The sequence below is a fragment of the Celerinatantimonas sediminis genome (genome assembly GCF_046054195.1).
Taxonomy (GTDB): Bacteria; Pseudomonadota; Gammaproteobacteria; order Enterobacterales; family Celerinatantimonadaceae; genus Celerinatantimonas.
In genome coordinates this window covers 152,236-167,735 of record NZ_JBEQCS010000008.1, presented here as the reverse complement: position 1 = coordinate 167,735, position 15,500 = coordinate 152,236, and the positions used below count along the sequence as shown (strand labels likewise).

At 43.4% G+C, this 15,500-nt stretch carries 15 protein-coding genes; 8 read left to right on the top strand and 7 right to left on the bottom strand.

Translation table 11 applies throughout. The features are described 5' to 3' along the window. The first annotated feature begins 15 nt into the window (after positions 1–15). The 3 genes from ABTQ23_RS11500 (at position 16) to ABTQ23_RS11490 (ending at position 3,092) form a co-directional block, all read left to right on the top strand. Positions 16–813, top strand: a complete 798-nt coding sequence (locus ABTQ23_RS11500) for a CLCA_X family protein (protein WP_408615875.1) — start codon at positions 16–18, stop codon at positions 811–813. 333 nt (positions 814–1,146) lie between these two features. Next, positions 1,147–2,592 (top strand): sugar porter family MFS transporter, encoded by a 1,446-nt coding sequence (locus ABTQ23_RS11495; protein ID WP_408615874.1) that lies wholly within the window; start codon positions 1,147–1,149, stop codon positions 2,590–2,592. Between the two features lie 371 nt (positions 2,593–2,963). Further along, positions 2,964–3,092 (top strand): hypothetical protein, encoded by a 129-nt coding sequence (locus ABTQ23_RS11490; protein ID WP_408615873.1) that lies wholly within the window; start codon positions 2,964–2,966, stop codon positions 3,090–3,092. A 131-nt stretch (positions 3,093–3,223) separates the two neighbouring features. Here ABTQ23_RS11490 and ABTQ23_RS11485 read toward each other — a convergent pair whose 3' ends face one another. After that, the gene (locus tag ABTQ23_RS11485) at positions 3,224–3,718 is read right to left on the bottom strand and encodes an RNA methyltransferase (RefSeq protein WP_408615872.1); all 495 of its coding nucleotides are present in this window, start codon (positions 3,716–3,718) and stop codon (positions 3,224–3,226) included. Continuing rightward, on the bottom strand, positions 3,711–4,703 hold the full coding sequence (locus ABTQ23_RS11480) for a DUF2333 family protein (protein ID WP_408615871.1): 993 nt from the start codon (positions 4,701–4,703) through the stop codon (positions 3,711–3,713). Before ABTQ23_RS11480 ends, ABTQ23_RS11485 begins: the two co-directional genes overlap by 8 nt. Before the next feature lie 111 nt (positions 4,704–4,814). On the opposite strand from ABTQ23_RS11480, the gene ABTQ23_RS11475 reads away from it, so the two are divergent. Both ABTQ23_RS11475 and ABTQ23_RS11470 read left to right on the top strand, forming a co-directional pair. After that, positions 4,815–5,078, top strand: a complete 264-nt coding sequence (locus tag ABTQ23_RS11475) for a DUF5062 family protein (RefSeq protein WP_408615870.1) — start codon at positions 4,815–4,817, stop codon at positions 5,076–5,078. Positions 5,079–5,622: 544 nt separating this feature from the next. Then, complete coding sequence (locus tag ABTQ23_RS11470) at positions 5,623–6,606, top strand: GGDEF domain-containing protein (RefSeq protein ID WP_408615869.1); 984 nt, start codon at positions 5,623–5,625, stop codon at positions 6,604–6,606. Here the strand turns inward: ABTQ23_RS11470 and ABTQ23_RS11465 are convergent. After that, positions 6,594–8,276 (bottom strand): mechanosensitive ion channel domain-containing protein, encoded by a 1,683-nt coding sequence (locus tag ABTQ23_RS11465; protein ID WP_408615868.1) that lies wholly within the window; start codon positions 8,274–8,276, stop codon positions 6,594–6,596. The two genes, ABTQ23_RS11470 and ABTQ23_RS11465, sit on opposite strands and share 13 nt — an antisense overlap. A gap of 85 nt (positions 8,277–8,361) precedes the next feature. On the opposite strand from ABTQ23_RS11465, the gene ABTQ23_RS11460 reads away from it, so the two are divergent. Further along, the gene (locus ABTQ23_RS11460; RefSeq protein ID WP_408615867.1) at positions 8,362–9,186 is read left to right on the top strand and encodes an ion transporter; all 825 of its coding nucleotides are present in this window, start codon (positions 8,362–8,364) and stop codon (positions 9,184–9,186) included. Positions 9,187–9,242: 56 nt separating this feature from the next. On the opposite strand, the gene ABTQ23_RS11455 is transcribed toward ABTQ23_RS11460, so the two are convergent. After that, positions 9,243–10,595, bottom strand: a complete 1,353-nt coding sequence (locus ABTQ23_RS11455; RefSeq protein ID WP_408615905.1) for a DEAD/DEAH box helicase — start codon at positions 10,593–10,595, stop codon at positions 9,243–9,245. A 298-nt stretch (positions 10,596–10,893) separates the two neighbouring features. Here ABTQ23_RS11455 and ABTQ23_RS11450 point away from each other — a divergent pair, with 298 nt between their 5' ends. Continuing rightward, on the top strand, positions 10,894–11,559 hold the full coding sequence (locus ABTQ23_RS11450) for a glutathione S-transferase family protein (RefSeq protein ID WP_408615866.1): 666 nt from the start codon (positions 10,894–10,896) through the stop codon (positions 11,557–11,559). 355 nt (positions 11,560–11,914) lie between these two features. Here ABTQ23_RS11450 and ABTQ23_RS11445 read toward each other — a convergent pair whose 3' ends face one another. Further along, positions 11,915–13,120: an MFS transporter gene (locus ABTQ23_RS11445; protein ID WP_408615864.1), complete on the bottom strand. Its 1,206-nt coding sequence runs from the start codon at positions 13,118–13,120 to the stop codon at positions 11,915–11,917. Positions 13,121–13,268: 148 nt separating this feature from the next. Here ABTQ23_RS11445 and ABTQ23_RS11440 point away from each other — a divergent pair, with 148 nt between their 5' ends. Beyond that, entirely contained in the window at positions 13,269–14,159 is an 891-nt protein-coding gene (locus ABTQ23_RS11440) for a LysR family transcriptional regulator (protein ID WP_408615863.1), read from the top strand. On the opposite strand, the gene udp is transcribed toward ABTQ23_RS11440, so the two are convergent. Continuing rightward, positions 14,156–14,920, bottom strand: a complete 765-nt coding sequence (gene udp / locus ABTQ23_RS11435) for a uridine phosphorylase (RefSeq protein WP_408615862.1) — start codon at positions 14,918–14,920, stop codon at positions 14,156–14,158. The two genes, ABTQ23_RS11440 and udp, sit on opposite strands and share 4 nt — an antisense overlap. A 44-nt stretch (positions 14,921–14,964) precedes the next feature. Next, positions 14,965–15,297: a DUF2956 domain-containing protein gene (locus ABTQ23_RS11430; protein ID WP_408615861.1), complete on the bottom strand. Its 333-nt coding sequence runs from the start codon at positions 15,295–15,297 to the stop codon at positions 14,965–14,967. Positions 15,298–15,500: the final 203 nt, after the last annotated feature.

Genomic DNA, 15,500 nt, shown 5'->3' with positions numbered 1-15,500 from the left:
AGATGAGTTGTTAGTGTGAAACCCGTATTACCCAATCAACCAATCCATCCATGGCAGCAACGCTATCATCGTAATGGTCCCGATTATCGTTTTAACAGCGATATAAGTTTTAGCGAGATTCAGGCTCAGTTTGGGTTTGCAACGATTCGTCTGGGACGCTGGGTGAGCCCAACCGAGCAACAACTAGCGGCAAACCTGATTTTTGATGCCTTGGCTGATTTATCATTTATGCTCAATGTTCCACCGTCGGTGATTGGCCTTCGCGGCAGTTTACATCTGGCATTTGGCACCGATGGCAATATTGATGCAAAAGCCCATTATCAACCCGGGAAACGCACTCTGGCACTGGCTAAAAATGCCGGAGGAGGTGCGCTTGCTCATGAGTTCTGGCATGCATTTGATCACTATATTTGTTCACACCTGTATCCTCAGAGCCGTTGTTTGTTAGCAAGCGATGCTTGGCTGAATGAGCAAAATTATGCAGCTCACCCACTCAATGATGCTTTAATCGCAATTTTTGATACAACCTTACTCTCGGTTGACAAAAATAATCCATCTGAGTATTTAGCAACGGCCATCGCATTGGATAAACAGAGCCATAGCTATTATTTGAGCAAGCCGACCGAAGCTCTTGCGCGCGCATTTGAAGCTTTTATTCAAGATGGCAAGATTAGTAACAATTTTTTAGCTTCTGGAACAAAACAATCAAAGCTCGCGAAATCCGGTGGTTATCCAAAATCGCCATTAAGAGAGCAGCTCAATCAAAATTTTGCCCGCTATTTCAATTTATTAGGTCGAGCACTACAAAACTAGCCGACTAAAACTCCTGCAAATTAAAATCATATTTTATTAAAATGAAATATTTATTCCAAATAAACCATCCTATTGTTTTATCTCTAATATATTCCAAATAAAAATACAACCACATGTATTTATTAAATAAATATTAATGGACTGTTAACTTTAAAACCCACTATTTATTTAATGTGATCCGCTTCATTTAAACGGGAATAAAAAATATACAAAAAATATTTTTCGATAAATAATTTTATGGAATTTTTATTCTGTTATTACTCGATACAATTTTCTACGAATGCGTAGACAGGCGATTTTAAGGGTAACTAAAGCCAAACAAGGGATCATGAAATGAAATATACAAAAAAAAGTATAATTTATGTAATGGCCATCAGTTTCGTAGCAGCGATTGGCGGACTATTACTAGGGTTTGATGCATCGGTCATCTCCGGAGCGATTGAACCGATGAGTCATCACTACCATTTAACGCCATCCCAAATGGGTTGGGCGGTTTCCAATATCATTTTTGGCAGTATTATTGGATGTCTAATCAGCGGCTATGTGGGTGATAAATTCGGCCGTAAAAAAGCACTGATTATCACCGCTGTTGCTTTTTCTCTATCGGTCCTAGGAACGGCATTATCGACTAGTTTCCCAATGTTTGTGATCTTTCGTATCATTGGTGGTATCTCGATGGGCATGGCATCGGTTATCTCACCGATTTACATCGCCGAAGTCGCCCCCAAAGAGTTTCGCGGTACCGCGATTACCATGCAGTCCATTTGTATTACCGGTGGGCAGATCATCGTGTTACTAACCAACTATTTAATTGCCCATGAAATGTCGATGCAATGGCTAGAATCGGTCGGTTGGCGCTGGATGCTAGGCTCTGTTTTTGCCCCTTGTGCTTTATTTCTCATATTTAGTATTTTTATCCCCGAAACACCACGTTGGAATATACTCGCAGGCTTTGAGAACAAAGCACTTAAAACGCTGCGGCGAATTTCTCAAGATGAGCAACATGCTCTAGCCATTGCCAGTGAAATTAAAGAATCCCTTAAAACGCATATCAACGTCCCCAAACAACATTTTAAACTCACTAAACGCAGCGCTGTCTTTCTATTTATCGGTGTTGGGCTCGCTTTATTTAACCAATTCACCGGGATCAATGTGATTCAGTATTACGGTCCATCGCTGTTGATGAACATTACCGATTCGCTACAAAACGCCATGTATATGACCATCTTCTTAGCACTTTGCCAATTTATCGGGGTGCTTGTTGGGATGTGGCTGATTGACCGCGTAGGACGCACGGCATTACTCAAATTGGGCTCAATTATGTGTTTTGCCTGCCTGCTATATACTTTCTTCGCTTTCTATTTTGGCGTGAAAGGTTACGCCTGTATTATCGGACTATTTGGCTTCATGGTCTTTAACGGCATAACTTGGGGGCAAGTCGTCTGGACGGTAATTGGCGAAATTTTCCCAACACGGATGCGCGCTGCAGGTACCGGTATCTCGATGAGTGGTATGTATGTGGGTAACTTTATCATCAGTCAAACCTTCCCACTGATGAACACCAACCACTATCTGGTCGATACATTCCACGGAGGCTTTCCACTGCTGTTATTTGCAGGCTTGACGCTAATTTCCTGGGTTTTTGTCAAACTGTATGTTCCAGAAACCAAAGGATTGTCACTTGAAGAGATGGAACATGAGGTTCTCACCCGGTTTCATATCGATGATGAAGCAGCCGCAGAGCAAGAGCTTGATAATCATCTCCACCCTAGCAAATAAGCTATTTTTCTAGGAGGCTTCGGCCTCCTTTTGCTTATCCTCTACCGCACTTCTATCTTCATTATTTATCGGCGATTTCACATCAATGCAACCTTATGTTGATATCGCTGACACACAAGCAAAGCTAACATCCAGAGCATACCAACAAAGTGTTAACTGTTCTAAAAACGGTTAAATAGACTTATCTTTAAAAAATATTAAAAATTAATTCGATTAAAAATCATACATATAATGAATGAAATTAATATTTCATATAAAAAATAATAAAATTTAAATTGCAAAAAATGTGATCTAGATCTACTATTCACATGTCAACAAAATGTTCCAAACAAAAAAAATCAACAGAGGATATGATGATGAGTGCATTTGCAATGAACCGAATCTTAATGGCCCAGATGAAACAAGACGAAGTAGCAAACCGTCAACCAAAAAAACAACAGCCAAAACGTTCATCGAAAGCCATTTGGTTAAAATCTGCTTATTCTCGACTGATGGCTTAACAGCCAATTAGTCGATGAAAAGAGAAGTCGAACAAACAAAGGTCATGCTTTTGAGTTTTAAACTTAAAAGCTTTATATGAAACAACCGCCAAGTGCAGTACTGGCGGTTGTTTTTATTAGAACGGATAAAATTAGCTTAAGAGCGCTTCTTCGCTCCAAAAGTCTGCATAGGGATTCGCAATCGCTTGTTTGCAGAGCCTATCATAAAGCACCACATTCACCGTTGCCGCTAGATTCATACAACCTTGAGTGGGAATGTAGACAACTTCCTGACACCAGTTCACTAAACGTTTATCAATCGAGCCATCTTCTGGGCCAAAGATATAGAACGCTTTTTTAGGATGCTCAAACGCAGGCAATGGTTTGGCACTTCGCACCAATTCAATCGCAACAGGGGTTGCGCCTTCAGGCAATACATCCCGCAGATCATCCACACCGAGCGTCGGGATGCGAGTATGCATTTTTTTAGTATCAGTCACATAGCGGCTTGCTCGATAATAGCGCTCTCCGGTATAAAAAATAGAAGAGGCGCCATAACATCCAGCAGCACGCAGCACCGAGCCAACATTTTCTGGTGATTTGGGATTAACCAGCCCAATACTGGCAAAAGATAACTCACTAACCATTATTTAATAACTCAATCAAATCAATTACAGCAGCATTACAACGCGAAATATAATTGGCCATAACCAATGAGTGGTTTGCCAAAATACCAAACCCACTGCCATTTAAGACCATCGGGCTGAACATTGGCTGTTGGGTTGCTTCTAGCTCTCGAATAATCTGGCGGACACTAACCACTGCATTTTTGTTCACCAATACATCGTGAAAATCATATTCAATAGCCCGCATTAACTCTAGCAATGCCCAAGATGAACCTCGCGCCTGATAAAAAACATCGTCGATTTTCCACCAACTTGTTTGTTCACGCGATTTTTCAACCGAAGGAGCATCCGGGTCAGAGGTATCGCCCAACGAAGTGTTTAATCTCGCTCTTCCAACACTTGCACTAAGCTGCTGAGAAAGTGAACCTAAGCGGTTTTGCACCAATTGCAACCAATCGACTAAGTTATCGGCTCGAGCATAAAAATGGGACTGTTGACCACCGGTTAAAGCCAACCGACGCCGGTAATCACCTAACAGACGAACACCTTTACCGTACTCCCCCTCAGCACTTGGAAACATCCAACTTTGATGGTCGATATAAAATTTAGGCTGGGCAATTTTAAGATCGGCATCTTCTTCTGATTGGCTCTGGCTACGGCTAAAATCTTTGCGCATCGCAAGCGACATATCGCGAATCTGATTAAGTACCCCAAGCTCCCAAGCGGGCATATTGTCCATGAATACTGAAGGAGGCAATACATCGTTACTCAGATATCCACCGGGTTTATCCAGCAATGTCGAAGCTAAACGCATTAATGTTGTCGTAGTAACAAAGCCAGGTTTTATTGGCTCCTTGGTCTGCACAGAGACTTGCTTGGCATACTTTTCAACATTAAAAGTATCCGGTTCGTCGCTCCAATACACACTAATTGCATAAAAAACGATAAATATTGCGGCCACAATAGCAACGATGATTGTGTTGCGTTTTGACCAGGAAAACGTCATTAGCTCTCTCCATCTAACAATTATGTGCATTCCTTCAATACAATATATTTTGAATTGCAGGTAAAGCTCAGGTATTTTGAATACCAAGCTTACCACTGAAGGAGGCGTAATATGAAAAAGTTCACCCACGAATCGCAATTGCTGAAAAAGGCAATTACTATTGGCCAAGCTTACGCCACTGCTCGCGGTTACGGTCAGTTACCAGCAAATGTCTCTGAGCGAGATAAAGTCGAAGCACTTTACCGTCTACTCGTTGCTGATAAGCGTATCACGCCGCTTGCCGAAGAAAAACAAAACGGCCCAGAAATGCGCCACAAACTCGTACTCTGGTTAGCCAAACAGCTTCCGGATGATCACCCCTTACTTAAGAATTAATACTTTTAGCGACAAAGGAGGTTTTTACCCCACCTCCTTTGCATAAAATGCGCTCAAAAAAATATTCTAGCTTCCATTTTGTTAAAATCTAAAAGATAATTATTCTAATTCTTTGATTTTAACAGCTTAATTTACTACCCTTTGCTGTTAATTTTATAGTTAATATCTTCTCATCGAACTAATTAATCCAAAAGGATGAATAGTTAGATGCAGGTCACCCGAATAGACTATTTCCATTTTTATTTCTTCCTGCTCTAATGAGACTATAAACTTGAAGTTTTTATCAGCTGTTTGAGCTCCATTTGGGCTATTTAAGGCCCATGTTGATAAGGACTTCTATTAAAAATAGCTCACATAATAATAAAAGTGCCACAGCAGATACTTCACAAACAAAGTAAAGCTGCGACAAAAATATAGTAACAACATTGCAATTTAAAATTTTTTTAAAAGTAACTAAGGGAATGGCAAACGTTAGCAGTTAAGTAACTGGCTCATGAGTCTGCATCCCTCTATATCAATAAAGCTGAGTGAAGAGTAATCAGATATGAAAGGGGTAGACTACCAGTCTTTGTTAATGCAAAGCAGTTTCTCAAATATCCATTACAGTCCCTCTATATCAACGATTGAGCAACTATTGACTGTGATCGACGGCAATCGATGCACCTATTGGGAATTTGATTTCATCACGGGTCAATTTTATTTTATGAAAGTTGCCTGGGATGCCCAGAACCGTCGATTTACAGCTCAAGCATCAGTGGTTGAATGTAGTGAACTATTTAAGCATCTGCATCCATCCGATCAACATCGCTTACAGACAAAGCTGCGATTACATGAGGAAGGAATTGAACCCGTTTTTCGCGCATTAGTTCGTTATCGCAAAGACGCTAACCATGTTTGGCATTGGTTTACCTGTCGAGGGCGAATCGTCTCTTTTGAAAAAGACCAACCTAAAGTCGTTGCTGGCGTCTATCAAAATGTCACTCGCGAACAAAATCGCCAAGAACAACTCAAGCAGATGGCTAAACGCGATCCGTTAACGGGTCTACCTAACCGTTATGCACTGCAAGAAACATTTGCCCACTGTCAACAACACTCCGATTCAATGATGAATATGGCGTTGTTTTATCTCGACTTAGATGGTTTTAAAGAGGTGAACGATAAAATAAACCATCGTGCAGGGGATGAACTTTTAACCAAGCTGGCCCATAAACTCAACCATTTAACGCGTCACAACGAAACGGTCTATCGCATTGGCGGCGATGAATTTGCCTTATTTGTACCGCGTTATAACTCTAAAGATGAGCTGGCCATTCTCGCCGAGCGTATAACAAAAGCATTTCATGCCGAGCAGGTGAATATGTACGGTACGCAAATCTCAATCGGAGTCAGTGTTGGCATTGCCACTTACCGCACCACCGATACGCTAGATAGTCTTTTAGAGCGCGCCGACACCCGCATGTACCGGGTTAAAAATAACGGTAAAAGCGGGTATTGGTTGGGCTCATCCCAACCCAATCACTGCGACTGATTATTACTGTCATGATAGACATGAATATCGCGCTGAGGAAATGGAATACTCAGCCCTTCTTTATCAAAGCGTAACTTAACGGTGCGCGTCACATCCCAATACACATCCCAATAAGCTTCTGTTTTCACCCATGGACGAACAATAAAATCAATAGACGATTCGCCAAGTCGCATCAGTTTAATAGTCGGCTCAGGCTCGCGTAAAACATCCTGATGCGCCTCGATAATCTCTTTTAGAACGCGCTCCGCTAGCTCTATATCATCACTGTAGGCGATAGAAAATTCCATATCGACCCGGCGCACTCGCTCAGCGGTAATGTTATTAATCGTACTGCCCCAGATTTTATTATTGGGAACCATAATTTTCTGGTTATCGAAGGTACGAATCGTGGTATTCACCAGGCTCATATAATTCACCTTGCCAGAAACTCCACCAGCATCGACATAATCACCCACATCAAATGGGCGATAAATCAAAATCATCATTCCCGATGCAAAATTCGATAAGGTATCTTGCAAAGCAAAACCGATGACGATACCTGCAACCCCTAAACCTGCCAGCACTGGCGCTAAATCCACACCGATTTGCGAAAATGCCACCAATATTCCCATCACAATAACCGACTTACCCGCCATTGAAATAAAGAATTCCTGCACTAACGTTGAAAGACGCGAATGCTTAGAGTGCACCATTTTACTGACCAGCAACTTCACTAAGCGAGATAACCCATAGAACAGAGCCATCACCAAAATAAAGATAATGGTTCTTGGTAAAACCGATTTCACGGTCGTGATCAGCCACTGGTCACCGTTGACAAAAAAGCTTTTGAAAAAGGATAAAACCCCTGAGCTATTCAAGACCAAATCGGTTAGCTCTCCGGAGGCCGAAAAAGTCAGCTGGCTGTATTGCGATACATCCATGTCGTAGTCTTTAAGGACTGGGATCAGCATGGTAATGTTCTGGCTAATCGTTTTACTAATGCGCTGCTGCATCGTTAAGCGGTCTGACATCTGCTGATGCATCGATTTAGATAGGCTACTTAACTCATCGTTCATCTGTTCCTGCTGGTTAATACTCGCCTTTAAAAAGCTCGCTAAATCATTAGCATAACGATGCAACTGATAACGATAACGCTGCAAATAGGGAGCGCGCTGCTGTTTATTTAATAATTTCAGCAGTTGCTGTTCATAAATATACAAGCTGCTCTGGTAATGCATCGCGACGGAGACGGTTAACCAATTAAGCGGTTTATCGGTTAATTCGGCGCTTTCATAAGAATGAAAAAGGTCGCGAATAAGCTGTGGCGATGAACTGCGCTGCTGGCGCAAAATAGAGAGCATTGTTTTAATATCTGCGACATGCAGATTCTTACCTTGCTCCTCGGGCGGTTTATCAGAGCTATTTTTATCTTCATCAACCGTATCGCTGACGATATTGGTTAGCTCTTTCATCCGCGAGCTAAGCTGTTGCAAAATCATCGCTCGACTCATATTAGAACGGGTCTTTTGCCAGGTTTTCATTAAATCTGCTATTTCATGCTGACCTTGCGTTAGCCGCTCACTCAGTTGAGGTTCGCTCGATTGCTGGGTATCAGCAAAGCTTAACAAGCTATAGCTTAATAAAATGCCAGCTAAAAGGCTCAAAAAAGTCGTTTGAATCAGTTTTACCATTGGTACCCGTCAGTTATGCGGTGCTAATGCGGTTAATCTAAACTATAGTAATGCTTAATAAAAGTAACTATAAGGGAGTTTTACCATGCCCCAATTGCCAGCTCAACGCCCCTGGCAAAAACGCTTACATGAAATCATTTATGAGGCCGACACTCCCGCTGGAAAATACTTCGATATCGGCTTGATCATCAGTATTATCGCCAGCGTCATCATTGTCATGATTGATAGTGTAGCCTCTATCCATGCAGAGTATGGACTGCTTCTGTTCTCGTTGGAATGGCTATTTACCGTTATATTTACCATTGAATATGTATTGCGCTTACTTTGTGTGAAAAGTCCGTGGTTATATGCGCGAAGCTTTTTTGGTTTAGTGGATTTATTGGCTATTTTGCCAAGCTTTATTGGCCTGTTTTTCCCTGGCACCCAATATTTGCTCAGTGTGCGAATATTACGGTTATTACGCATTTTTCGGGTACTAAAACTGGCTAACTATTTGAGCGAAGCTCAGACATTACGACAAGCACTTCGCGCCAGTAGCCGAAAAATCAGCGTATTCCTACTCGCGGTCTTTGCCATGGTCGTGATTCTAGGCAGCATTATGTATTTGATTGAAGGGCCAGAACATGGCTTTACGAACATTCCGACTTCAGTGTACTGGGCGATTGTGACACTCACCACAGTCGGTTACGGTGATATTGCCCCCATGACCGCACTTGGCAAAATTGTCGCCTCGCTGATTATGATTATCGGTTACGGGATAATTGCAGTTCCTACCGGAATTGTGACAGTCGAGCTATCACAAGCGCAGAAAAGAAGTCATAAAGTATCAACGCAGGCTTGTCCAAACTGCAGCGCAGAAGGCCATGATGCCGATGCCGGTTACTGTAAATATTGCGGCCACAAGCTCTAGCAGCATAAAAAACCGAATCATCGTAAGCAATGATTCGGCTTATCATTTTTACCCGATTACTCTTCTTCGCCGGAGTCTGATTCTGGCGATTCAGGCACGACTTTTTTACGTTTCATCGGAACATTTCCGACATCAACGCCTTCATGGTAAACCCGGCTGCGTTTCGCTTGAGGTTTTTTCTTAATCGTACGAGCGGGTTTCTTCTCAGTCCATGGGTTTTTAGCGCTCTTACTTTTATGGCGAGAAGGGGCTGGTTTTAACCCTTTAAATTTCGCTTCAAGACCTTCAATTACAGAAAATGCTACCTTCGTATGTAAAAAGCTTTGAAGCACTAAAAACTGCGGCCAATCTTTAGGCCCGACTAATGAACACGCCAGACCTTTGCGCCCAGCACGGCCAGTGCGGCCAATGCGATGCACATATTCTTCGGCATGTTGACTTAAGTCGAAGTTAACCACCATACCAACGTCTGAAATATCAAGACCACGAGACGCCAAATCAGTAGTCACTAAGACCTGCTGATGGCCGCGCTCAAACTGATCCATAATTCGGTTTCGTTTACTTTGAATCAGCTCGCCACTTAAAGCTGCGCTGCTATAACCCCACGATTGCACTAATTCGGCCAAGCGAGAGGTATCTTGGCGAGTCGCGGTAAAAATCATCACCTGTGAGCTTGAGTGCTCACTGAGTAAGGTTTTAAGCTGCGCTTCTTTATGGGTTAAATTATCGCTGAGATAAAAACGTTGCTCAATATCGCTATTAGGCTTAAATCCTTCACCAACGGCAATCCGCTCAGGCTCACGTAGCAGTTCGTTAACTAGCTCATTAACGGGTAAATTATCGAGCGTAGCAGAAAACATTAATGTCTGACGTTTACGATGGCTAGCAGCTTTATCAATCATGCGCAGCTGTGCGGCAAAGCCCATATCCAGCATTCGGTCAGCTTCATCAAACACTAACAGCTCTAATCCTTCCAGATAAAGATTACGTTGCAACAGGTGATCAGCCAATCGACCTGGGGTGGCGACGATGACCTGTGGCTGACGGCGCAGCTGCTTAATTTGGTCATTAAAGTTTTCACCGCCACACAACAATAAACCGCGCCCTTGACTCACACTTAAGAGCAAACGCAATTGAGCATAAACTTGCTTGGCGAGCTCTCGAGTTGGCGTTAGCACAACTGCTCGGGCATCACGACGACTTAGTGGTTTGACGCGCAATAAGCGCTGCATCAATGGCAACAGATAGGCTAGCGTTTTTCCAGAACCAGTCTTAGATGAAGCAATAAGATCGCGACCAGTCATCGCAACAGGAATAGCTTCTTCCTGGATCTCTGTCGGAGTTGTATAACCTAAATGATCCAGCGCTTTTTCTATGCGCCGATCCATACCAAATTCACTAAATTGCAAAGCCATCTACCTTCGAGCGTAATTGAGCCGAAATTATAGCGGTTAAAGGCCTGAGAATACAGCGCGCCGCTGTAGTTTTAACGACCTATTTCTGGCGACGTTAAAAACGTTTGAGCCAAAGGCTAAAGATACTACGCCTATGTTTTTATTCAGCTCAGTGAGTTAAAAACAACTCATATAGCTTGCCAAGTACACATATTTATCTGCTAATTCATTTGCCGCTCTGCTGACAGATTCGTCTATACTAAAAGCGTATTCATATACTCATGCTGCATTGGTATGGGCACTGGAGGCCGTTATGGACGCAAACTTGCGCTTAGTTATTGGGAATAAAAATTACTCATCCTGGTCACTTCGACCATGGCTCTTGCTCAAACACTTCGCTATAGAGTTTGTCGAACAATCGGTTAATTTAGCTTCCGCTGATGCGCAGCTACAAATGCAGACACTTTCCCCCAGTGGCCAAGTGCCCGTGTTGTGGGTCGATGATATTCCGGTCTGGGATTCACTCGCCATTTGTGAGTGGATCAATGAATGTTACCTCAATGGCAACGCTTGGCCAGAACGAGCACGATTAAAAGCACTGGGCCGCTCAATGACCGCTGAGATCCATGCAGGGTTTCAGCTAACGCGGCGGTTGCTACCGATGAACTGCCGTGCTCGCATCACCCTACCCGATATGCCAGCCGCTTTAGCCAATGAAATTATTCGTATCGAACAGCTCTGGCAAGAAGCTCTTGATGCCAGTGGTGGCCCATGGTTGTTGGGTTCATTCTCCATTGCCGATTGCATGTATGCCCCTGTCGTACTGCGCTTACAAACCTACGAGCTAGAAGTTGACGAACACCTATTGCCATATTGCCAGCAAATGCGTCAACACGAAGCGATTAAAAGTTGGTTAGCCGATGCTTATCAAGAAGTTGATGTCATCGAATCGGTTGAACAGCTTTATAGTGAGCGCTAATTTACAAAAAATATTCCCCTTTTAATACAAGCTTCAACCGAGGCCACAACTGCTATTAGCCATTATATAGGTATAAATCTCTGTACGACACAAACAAAAATGATAATAATTATCATTTACAAAGAAAATTATTATCGATATACTCATTATCAAGCTTAAGGTCGTGCAACAAAATTTATTTAGGCGGCACACCTAAATATGTTGTTAAGCGCTGGTGTTACCAGATTCACGGCACTCCCTTACCACATGACAGTTCACGATCTGTCAGCGTGGAAAGCACTTGCTCCATGATTGTCTGTTATTTGAGACAGCCGCCCTCGATTGAGGCGCGGCTTTTCTTTTAGATGGGGGAAATTTAGTGAGAACGGTTCATGACAATATCGTGTAAATTGCCACGCGAGCGAGCAGCCGTTAAGTTAAGGGTGATGAGTAAACAAATACCTATCGCAATGAATAACGCCAATACGACTCCTGACCACCCCAGCCAATCATAAAAAGGCTGCAGGTAGAACGCACCAATACTTGCGCCGAAATAGTAGAACAGAGTATATAACGCCTGAGCACTGGCTTTAGCATGGGTGACTTGGCGACCGACTAAACTGCTCGCCTGCGAGTGGCAAAAGAAAAATCCAGCAGCCAGAAAACACAAACCAACTAACACCAATACCAGAGAGTGAGCGAGCAGAATCAAAGACCCCACCATCATTAAAATCAAGCCAGTCTGCATCCCCCGCACTAGCCCAAATTTCTGACTAAATTTACCCGAGCGAGCAGCAGCAAAGGTTCCCGCTAAATAGCAGAGGAAAATGAGCCCGCTCATAGCCGTTGGCAGAGAATACGGCGGTTTATCTAAAACAAATAACAGTAAGCTAAACTGATTCACAAAGGTGCCAAAGGCAATTCCGGCAACAATATAGATAGCAACAAGATGTCGATTGAGTAAGTGACCTGAAAAATCACGGACCATCTGTTTCAGCGAGAATTGTTTGGCACTGAATCCTTGAGCCTGAGGCATGGTGAACATCGCAATCACCATCACGATAATTCCAATAGCACCTAATACCCAACAGGCAACTTGCCAATACCCACTTAACTGGGTAAGAAATGCCGATGACAAACGTCCGCTTAGGCCCCCGAGAGAGTTAGCCGCGACAAACATTCCAACAGCCATCGGGATGCGTTTGACTGGCAATTCATCGCTCATAAAAGCAATTGCAACAGCAGGACACCCTGCAAGCAAAAAGCCTTGAACAAAACGAGCGGCAATAATCAGGCTAAATTGCCCCATAAATGGGATCAGTAAGGTGACGACAGAACCGCTAAAAATCGACCACAAAAAGATTTTACGTCGCCCGATTGCATCCGCTAAACCCGCAAAGACCACAAGCCCTACGCCCATGCCCGCCATTGCAACGGCCATGATCATATTGGCAGCTAATTCGGTTTCGTGATAATGCTTTGCCATGACAGGCAATAATGGGTGGAAAAGATATAAATTGGCAAAAGCCACAATAGAAGCAGCGCAGACTAAATAGACCAGTCGCCGCACTCGCGCAGTCATATATTTGACCTCAAAAATACTCAGACATTAAAAAACATGTAAAGAATAGGCCTGTTTAGGGTCATAAATAAAAGATCTTATTTTTATTACCCTCATTCTTAAAATTTATTGCTATGATCACCCTATAAAATGCTTTAGCAAAATGATTATGGAACTGCGCCAACTTCGCTATTTTCTAAAAATTGCCCAATCGGGAACCATCACTCAGGCGGCCCATCAGCTTAACTTGGCCCAACCGGCTTTGAGCCGGAGTATTCAAAAGCTAGAGGATGAGCTAAATACCAAGCTTTTTATCCGCACAGAAAAAGGGATTAAACTCACCCAAAGTGGCCAGAAACTGCAAAGTTACGCAAGGCAGATCTTAGCGCAAGTGAAAGACGCGCAAGATGCGGTTTCATCGGTAGAAAAGCTGCAGACAGGCACGGTGCGAATTGGCCTGCCCGCAATGTTGGGCTCATACTTTTTCCCACCCTTGTTGATGGCATTCCGAGAGCGTTACCCGGGCCTAAATATTGACGTGGTGGATGCAGGCACTGTCTCAATTCGAGAAATGTTAGAACATGGTGAGCTCGATTTGGGAATTATTGTCGGAGAAGATGCACCTACGGGACTTGAATCAGAACTTTTAATTAAAGAGGAGATGGTTTGCTGCATGGCCAACGACCATCCACTTACAGCGCAACCGACTGTGAGTTCTGAGCAGTTTTTACACTATGAGCAAATTGGCTTTCATGCGGGCTACTTTCACCAGCGTTTTATTGATGAAATGGGCCATCACGCATTAGTTGCGCCTAACCGAGTGATTACCACCAATCTTATTCCACTGATAAAAAGTGTGGTTTCACGAGGTTTTGCCATCTCAATGCTATTGGCATTGGTCATTCAACCGGGGGATGCAATCACAACTCGCTCGTTTAGTCCGCGCGAATATATTCATTTGCGCCTGGCCTGGCATCCGCAGCGTTACTTATCGCAAGCCAACCAAGCCTTTCGCCAATTTTTACTCGAGCAATTAAGACCCGATCACCCTCTGGTTTAAACGAGCAATTTAGCCGCAGCGGCAATAACCGTGTTCACAGCTTTTTGCTCAGTTTGAGCCATTAACTCAGCCGATGGTGTTTCCTGCTCAGTGCGATTAACGATAACCCCGGCGACCATCGCAGCTTTTAAGCCGCTTGCGGCGCACTGAGTAAATAGCGTTGCTGACTCCATTTCATAGTTCAGCACCCCCAAAGACTGCCACTGCTGTAAAGAGCCCGCCAGAGAGTCAATGACTCGCCCAGTGTAGGTGTCATAGCGCTCCTGTCCTGGGTAAAAGGTATCCGATGATACACTGATGCCAACATGAGCATTATATTTAAGCTCATGGGCGCTGTTTAACAACGCTTGGGTTGCAAAAAAATCAGCTGCAGCCGGATAAGCAATGGGCGCAAAGTGACGGCTTGCACCATCAAGGCGAACAGACGCGGTGGTAATAATCAGATCGCCAACGGCAATATTTGGCTGAATAGCTCCGGTTGTTCCGACTCGCAAAAACTGCCGAATCCCTAACTGAGCAAGCTCTTCTACGGCAATCGAAGTTGAAGGCCCCCCAATGCCAGTTGAGCAAATCACCACCGGCTTCGTATCAATGAACCCCAGCATGGAGTGAAACTCACGAGTACTTGCGAGCTCTTTGGGGTTATCCAATAACTGCGCAATCCGCGATACTCGGGCGGGATCGCCAGGAATAATCGCAAGTGTTGCACCACTAATATCAGCTTCAGCTAAACCTAAATGAAACACTTCTTGGTTTTGCATAATCAATACTCAATCGCTTAAAGCATATAAAAATAACAAATCAACTAATGAAATATTCCAGCATAGACAACAAAAATAAGCCAAGACAAGCCAAGTAAAATCCATGGCAACTTTGCTTGAGTTTGAGAACTTTCAATCACATCCTGCTCAGGAGCTGTTTGCAGCCGAGCTTGCTGGTTTTGCTTATCTTTTATTTTACGCGCTTTATCAAGCTCTCGGGCTTTTGCCTTTTGTTGCTTTTTATATTGCTCAATTCCTTTACGGATGCCCTCTTCAATGAGCTTGGTTTGCGCTTTATTTTGCCCCGGGCGCTGATTAGCTTTTGCCAACGCTTGCGCTTGTTGATTAACCTGAGGACTTGAGGTGTTTTTTGCCATAACAACTCCTTAATGAGCTGCCCATTTTACAAAAATTAATCCCCTGCGTGTGGCAAATTTCATAAGGGCTATTGATCTTTACTATATATTTCACGGGCGTTGACACCTAAATCTAATTGAACTAATTCGGCCAGTGCAATTTGATCAGTATCGACAACTCATAGACAACACTTAATAAGAAAGACAAAAGGAAAAATCACTCA

Coding starts and splice junctions, on each gene's coding strand:
- ABTQ23_RS11490 (WP_408615873.1), top strand. CDS start 2,964: ATGAACCGAATCTTAATGGCCCAGATGAAACAAGACGAAGTAGCAAAC.
- ABTQ23_RS11450 (WP_408615866.1), top strand. CDS start 10,894: ATGGACGCAAACTTGCGCTTAGTTATTGGGAATAAAAATTACTCATCC.
- ABTQ23_RS11430 (WP_408615861.1), bottom strand. CDS start 15,297: ATGGCAAAAAACACCTCAAGTCCTCAGGTTAATCAACAAGCGCAAGCG.
- ABTQ23_RS11495 (WP_408615874.1), top strand. CDS start 1,147: ATGAAATATACAAAAAAAAGTATAATTTATGTAATGGCCATCAGTTTC.
- ABTQ23_RS11460 (WP_408615867.1), top strand. CDS start 8,362: ATGCCCCAATTGCCAGCTCAACGCCCCTGGCAAAAACGCTTACATGAA.
- ABTQ23_RS11440 (WP_408615863.1), top strand. CDS start 13,269: ATGGAACTGCGCCAACTTCGCTATTTTCTAAAAATTGCCCAATCGGGA.
- ABTQ23_RS11470 (WP_408615869.1), top strand. CDS start 5,623: ATGAAAGGGGTAGACTACCAGTCTTTGTTAATGCAAAGCAGTTTCTCA.
- ABTQ23_RS11465 (WP_408615868.1), bottom strand. CDS start 8,276: ATGGTAAAACTGATTCAAACGACTTTTTTGAGCCTTTTAGCTGGCATT.
- ABTQ23_RS11485 (WP_408615872.1), bottom strand. CDS start 3,718: ATGGTTAGTGAGTTATCTTTTGCCAGTATTGGGCTGGTTAATCCCAAA.
- ABTQ23_RS11445 (WP_408615864.1), bottom strand. CDS start 13,120: ATGACTGCGCGAGTGCGGCGACTGGTCTATTTAGTCTGCGCTGCTTCT.
- udp (WP_408615862.1), bottom strand. CDS start 14,920: ATGCAAAACCAAGAAGTGTTTCATTTAGGTTTAGCTGAAGCTGATATT.
- ABTQ23_RS11475 (WP_408615870.1), top strand. CDS start 4,815: ATGAAAAAGTTCACCCACGAATCGCAATTGCTGAAAAAGGCAATTACT.
- ABTQ23_RS11480 (WP_408615871.1), bottom strand. CDS start 4,703: ATGACGTTTTCCTGGTCAAAACGCAACACAATCATCGTTGCTATTGTG.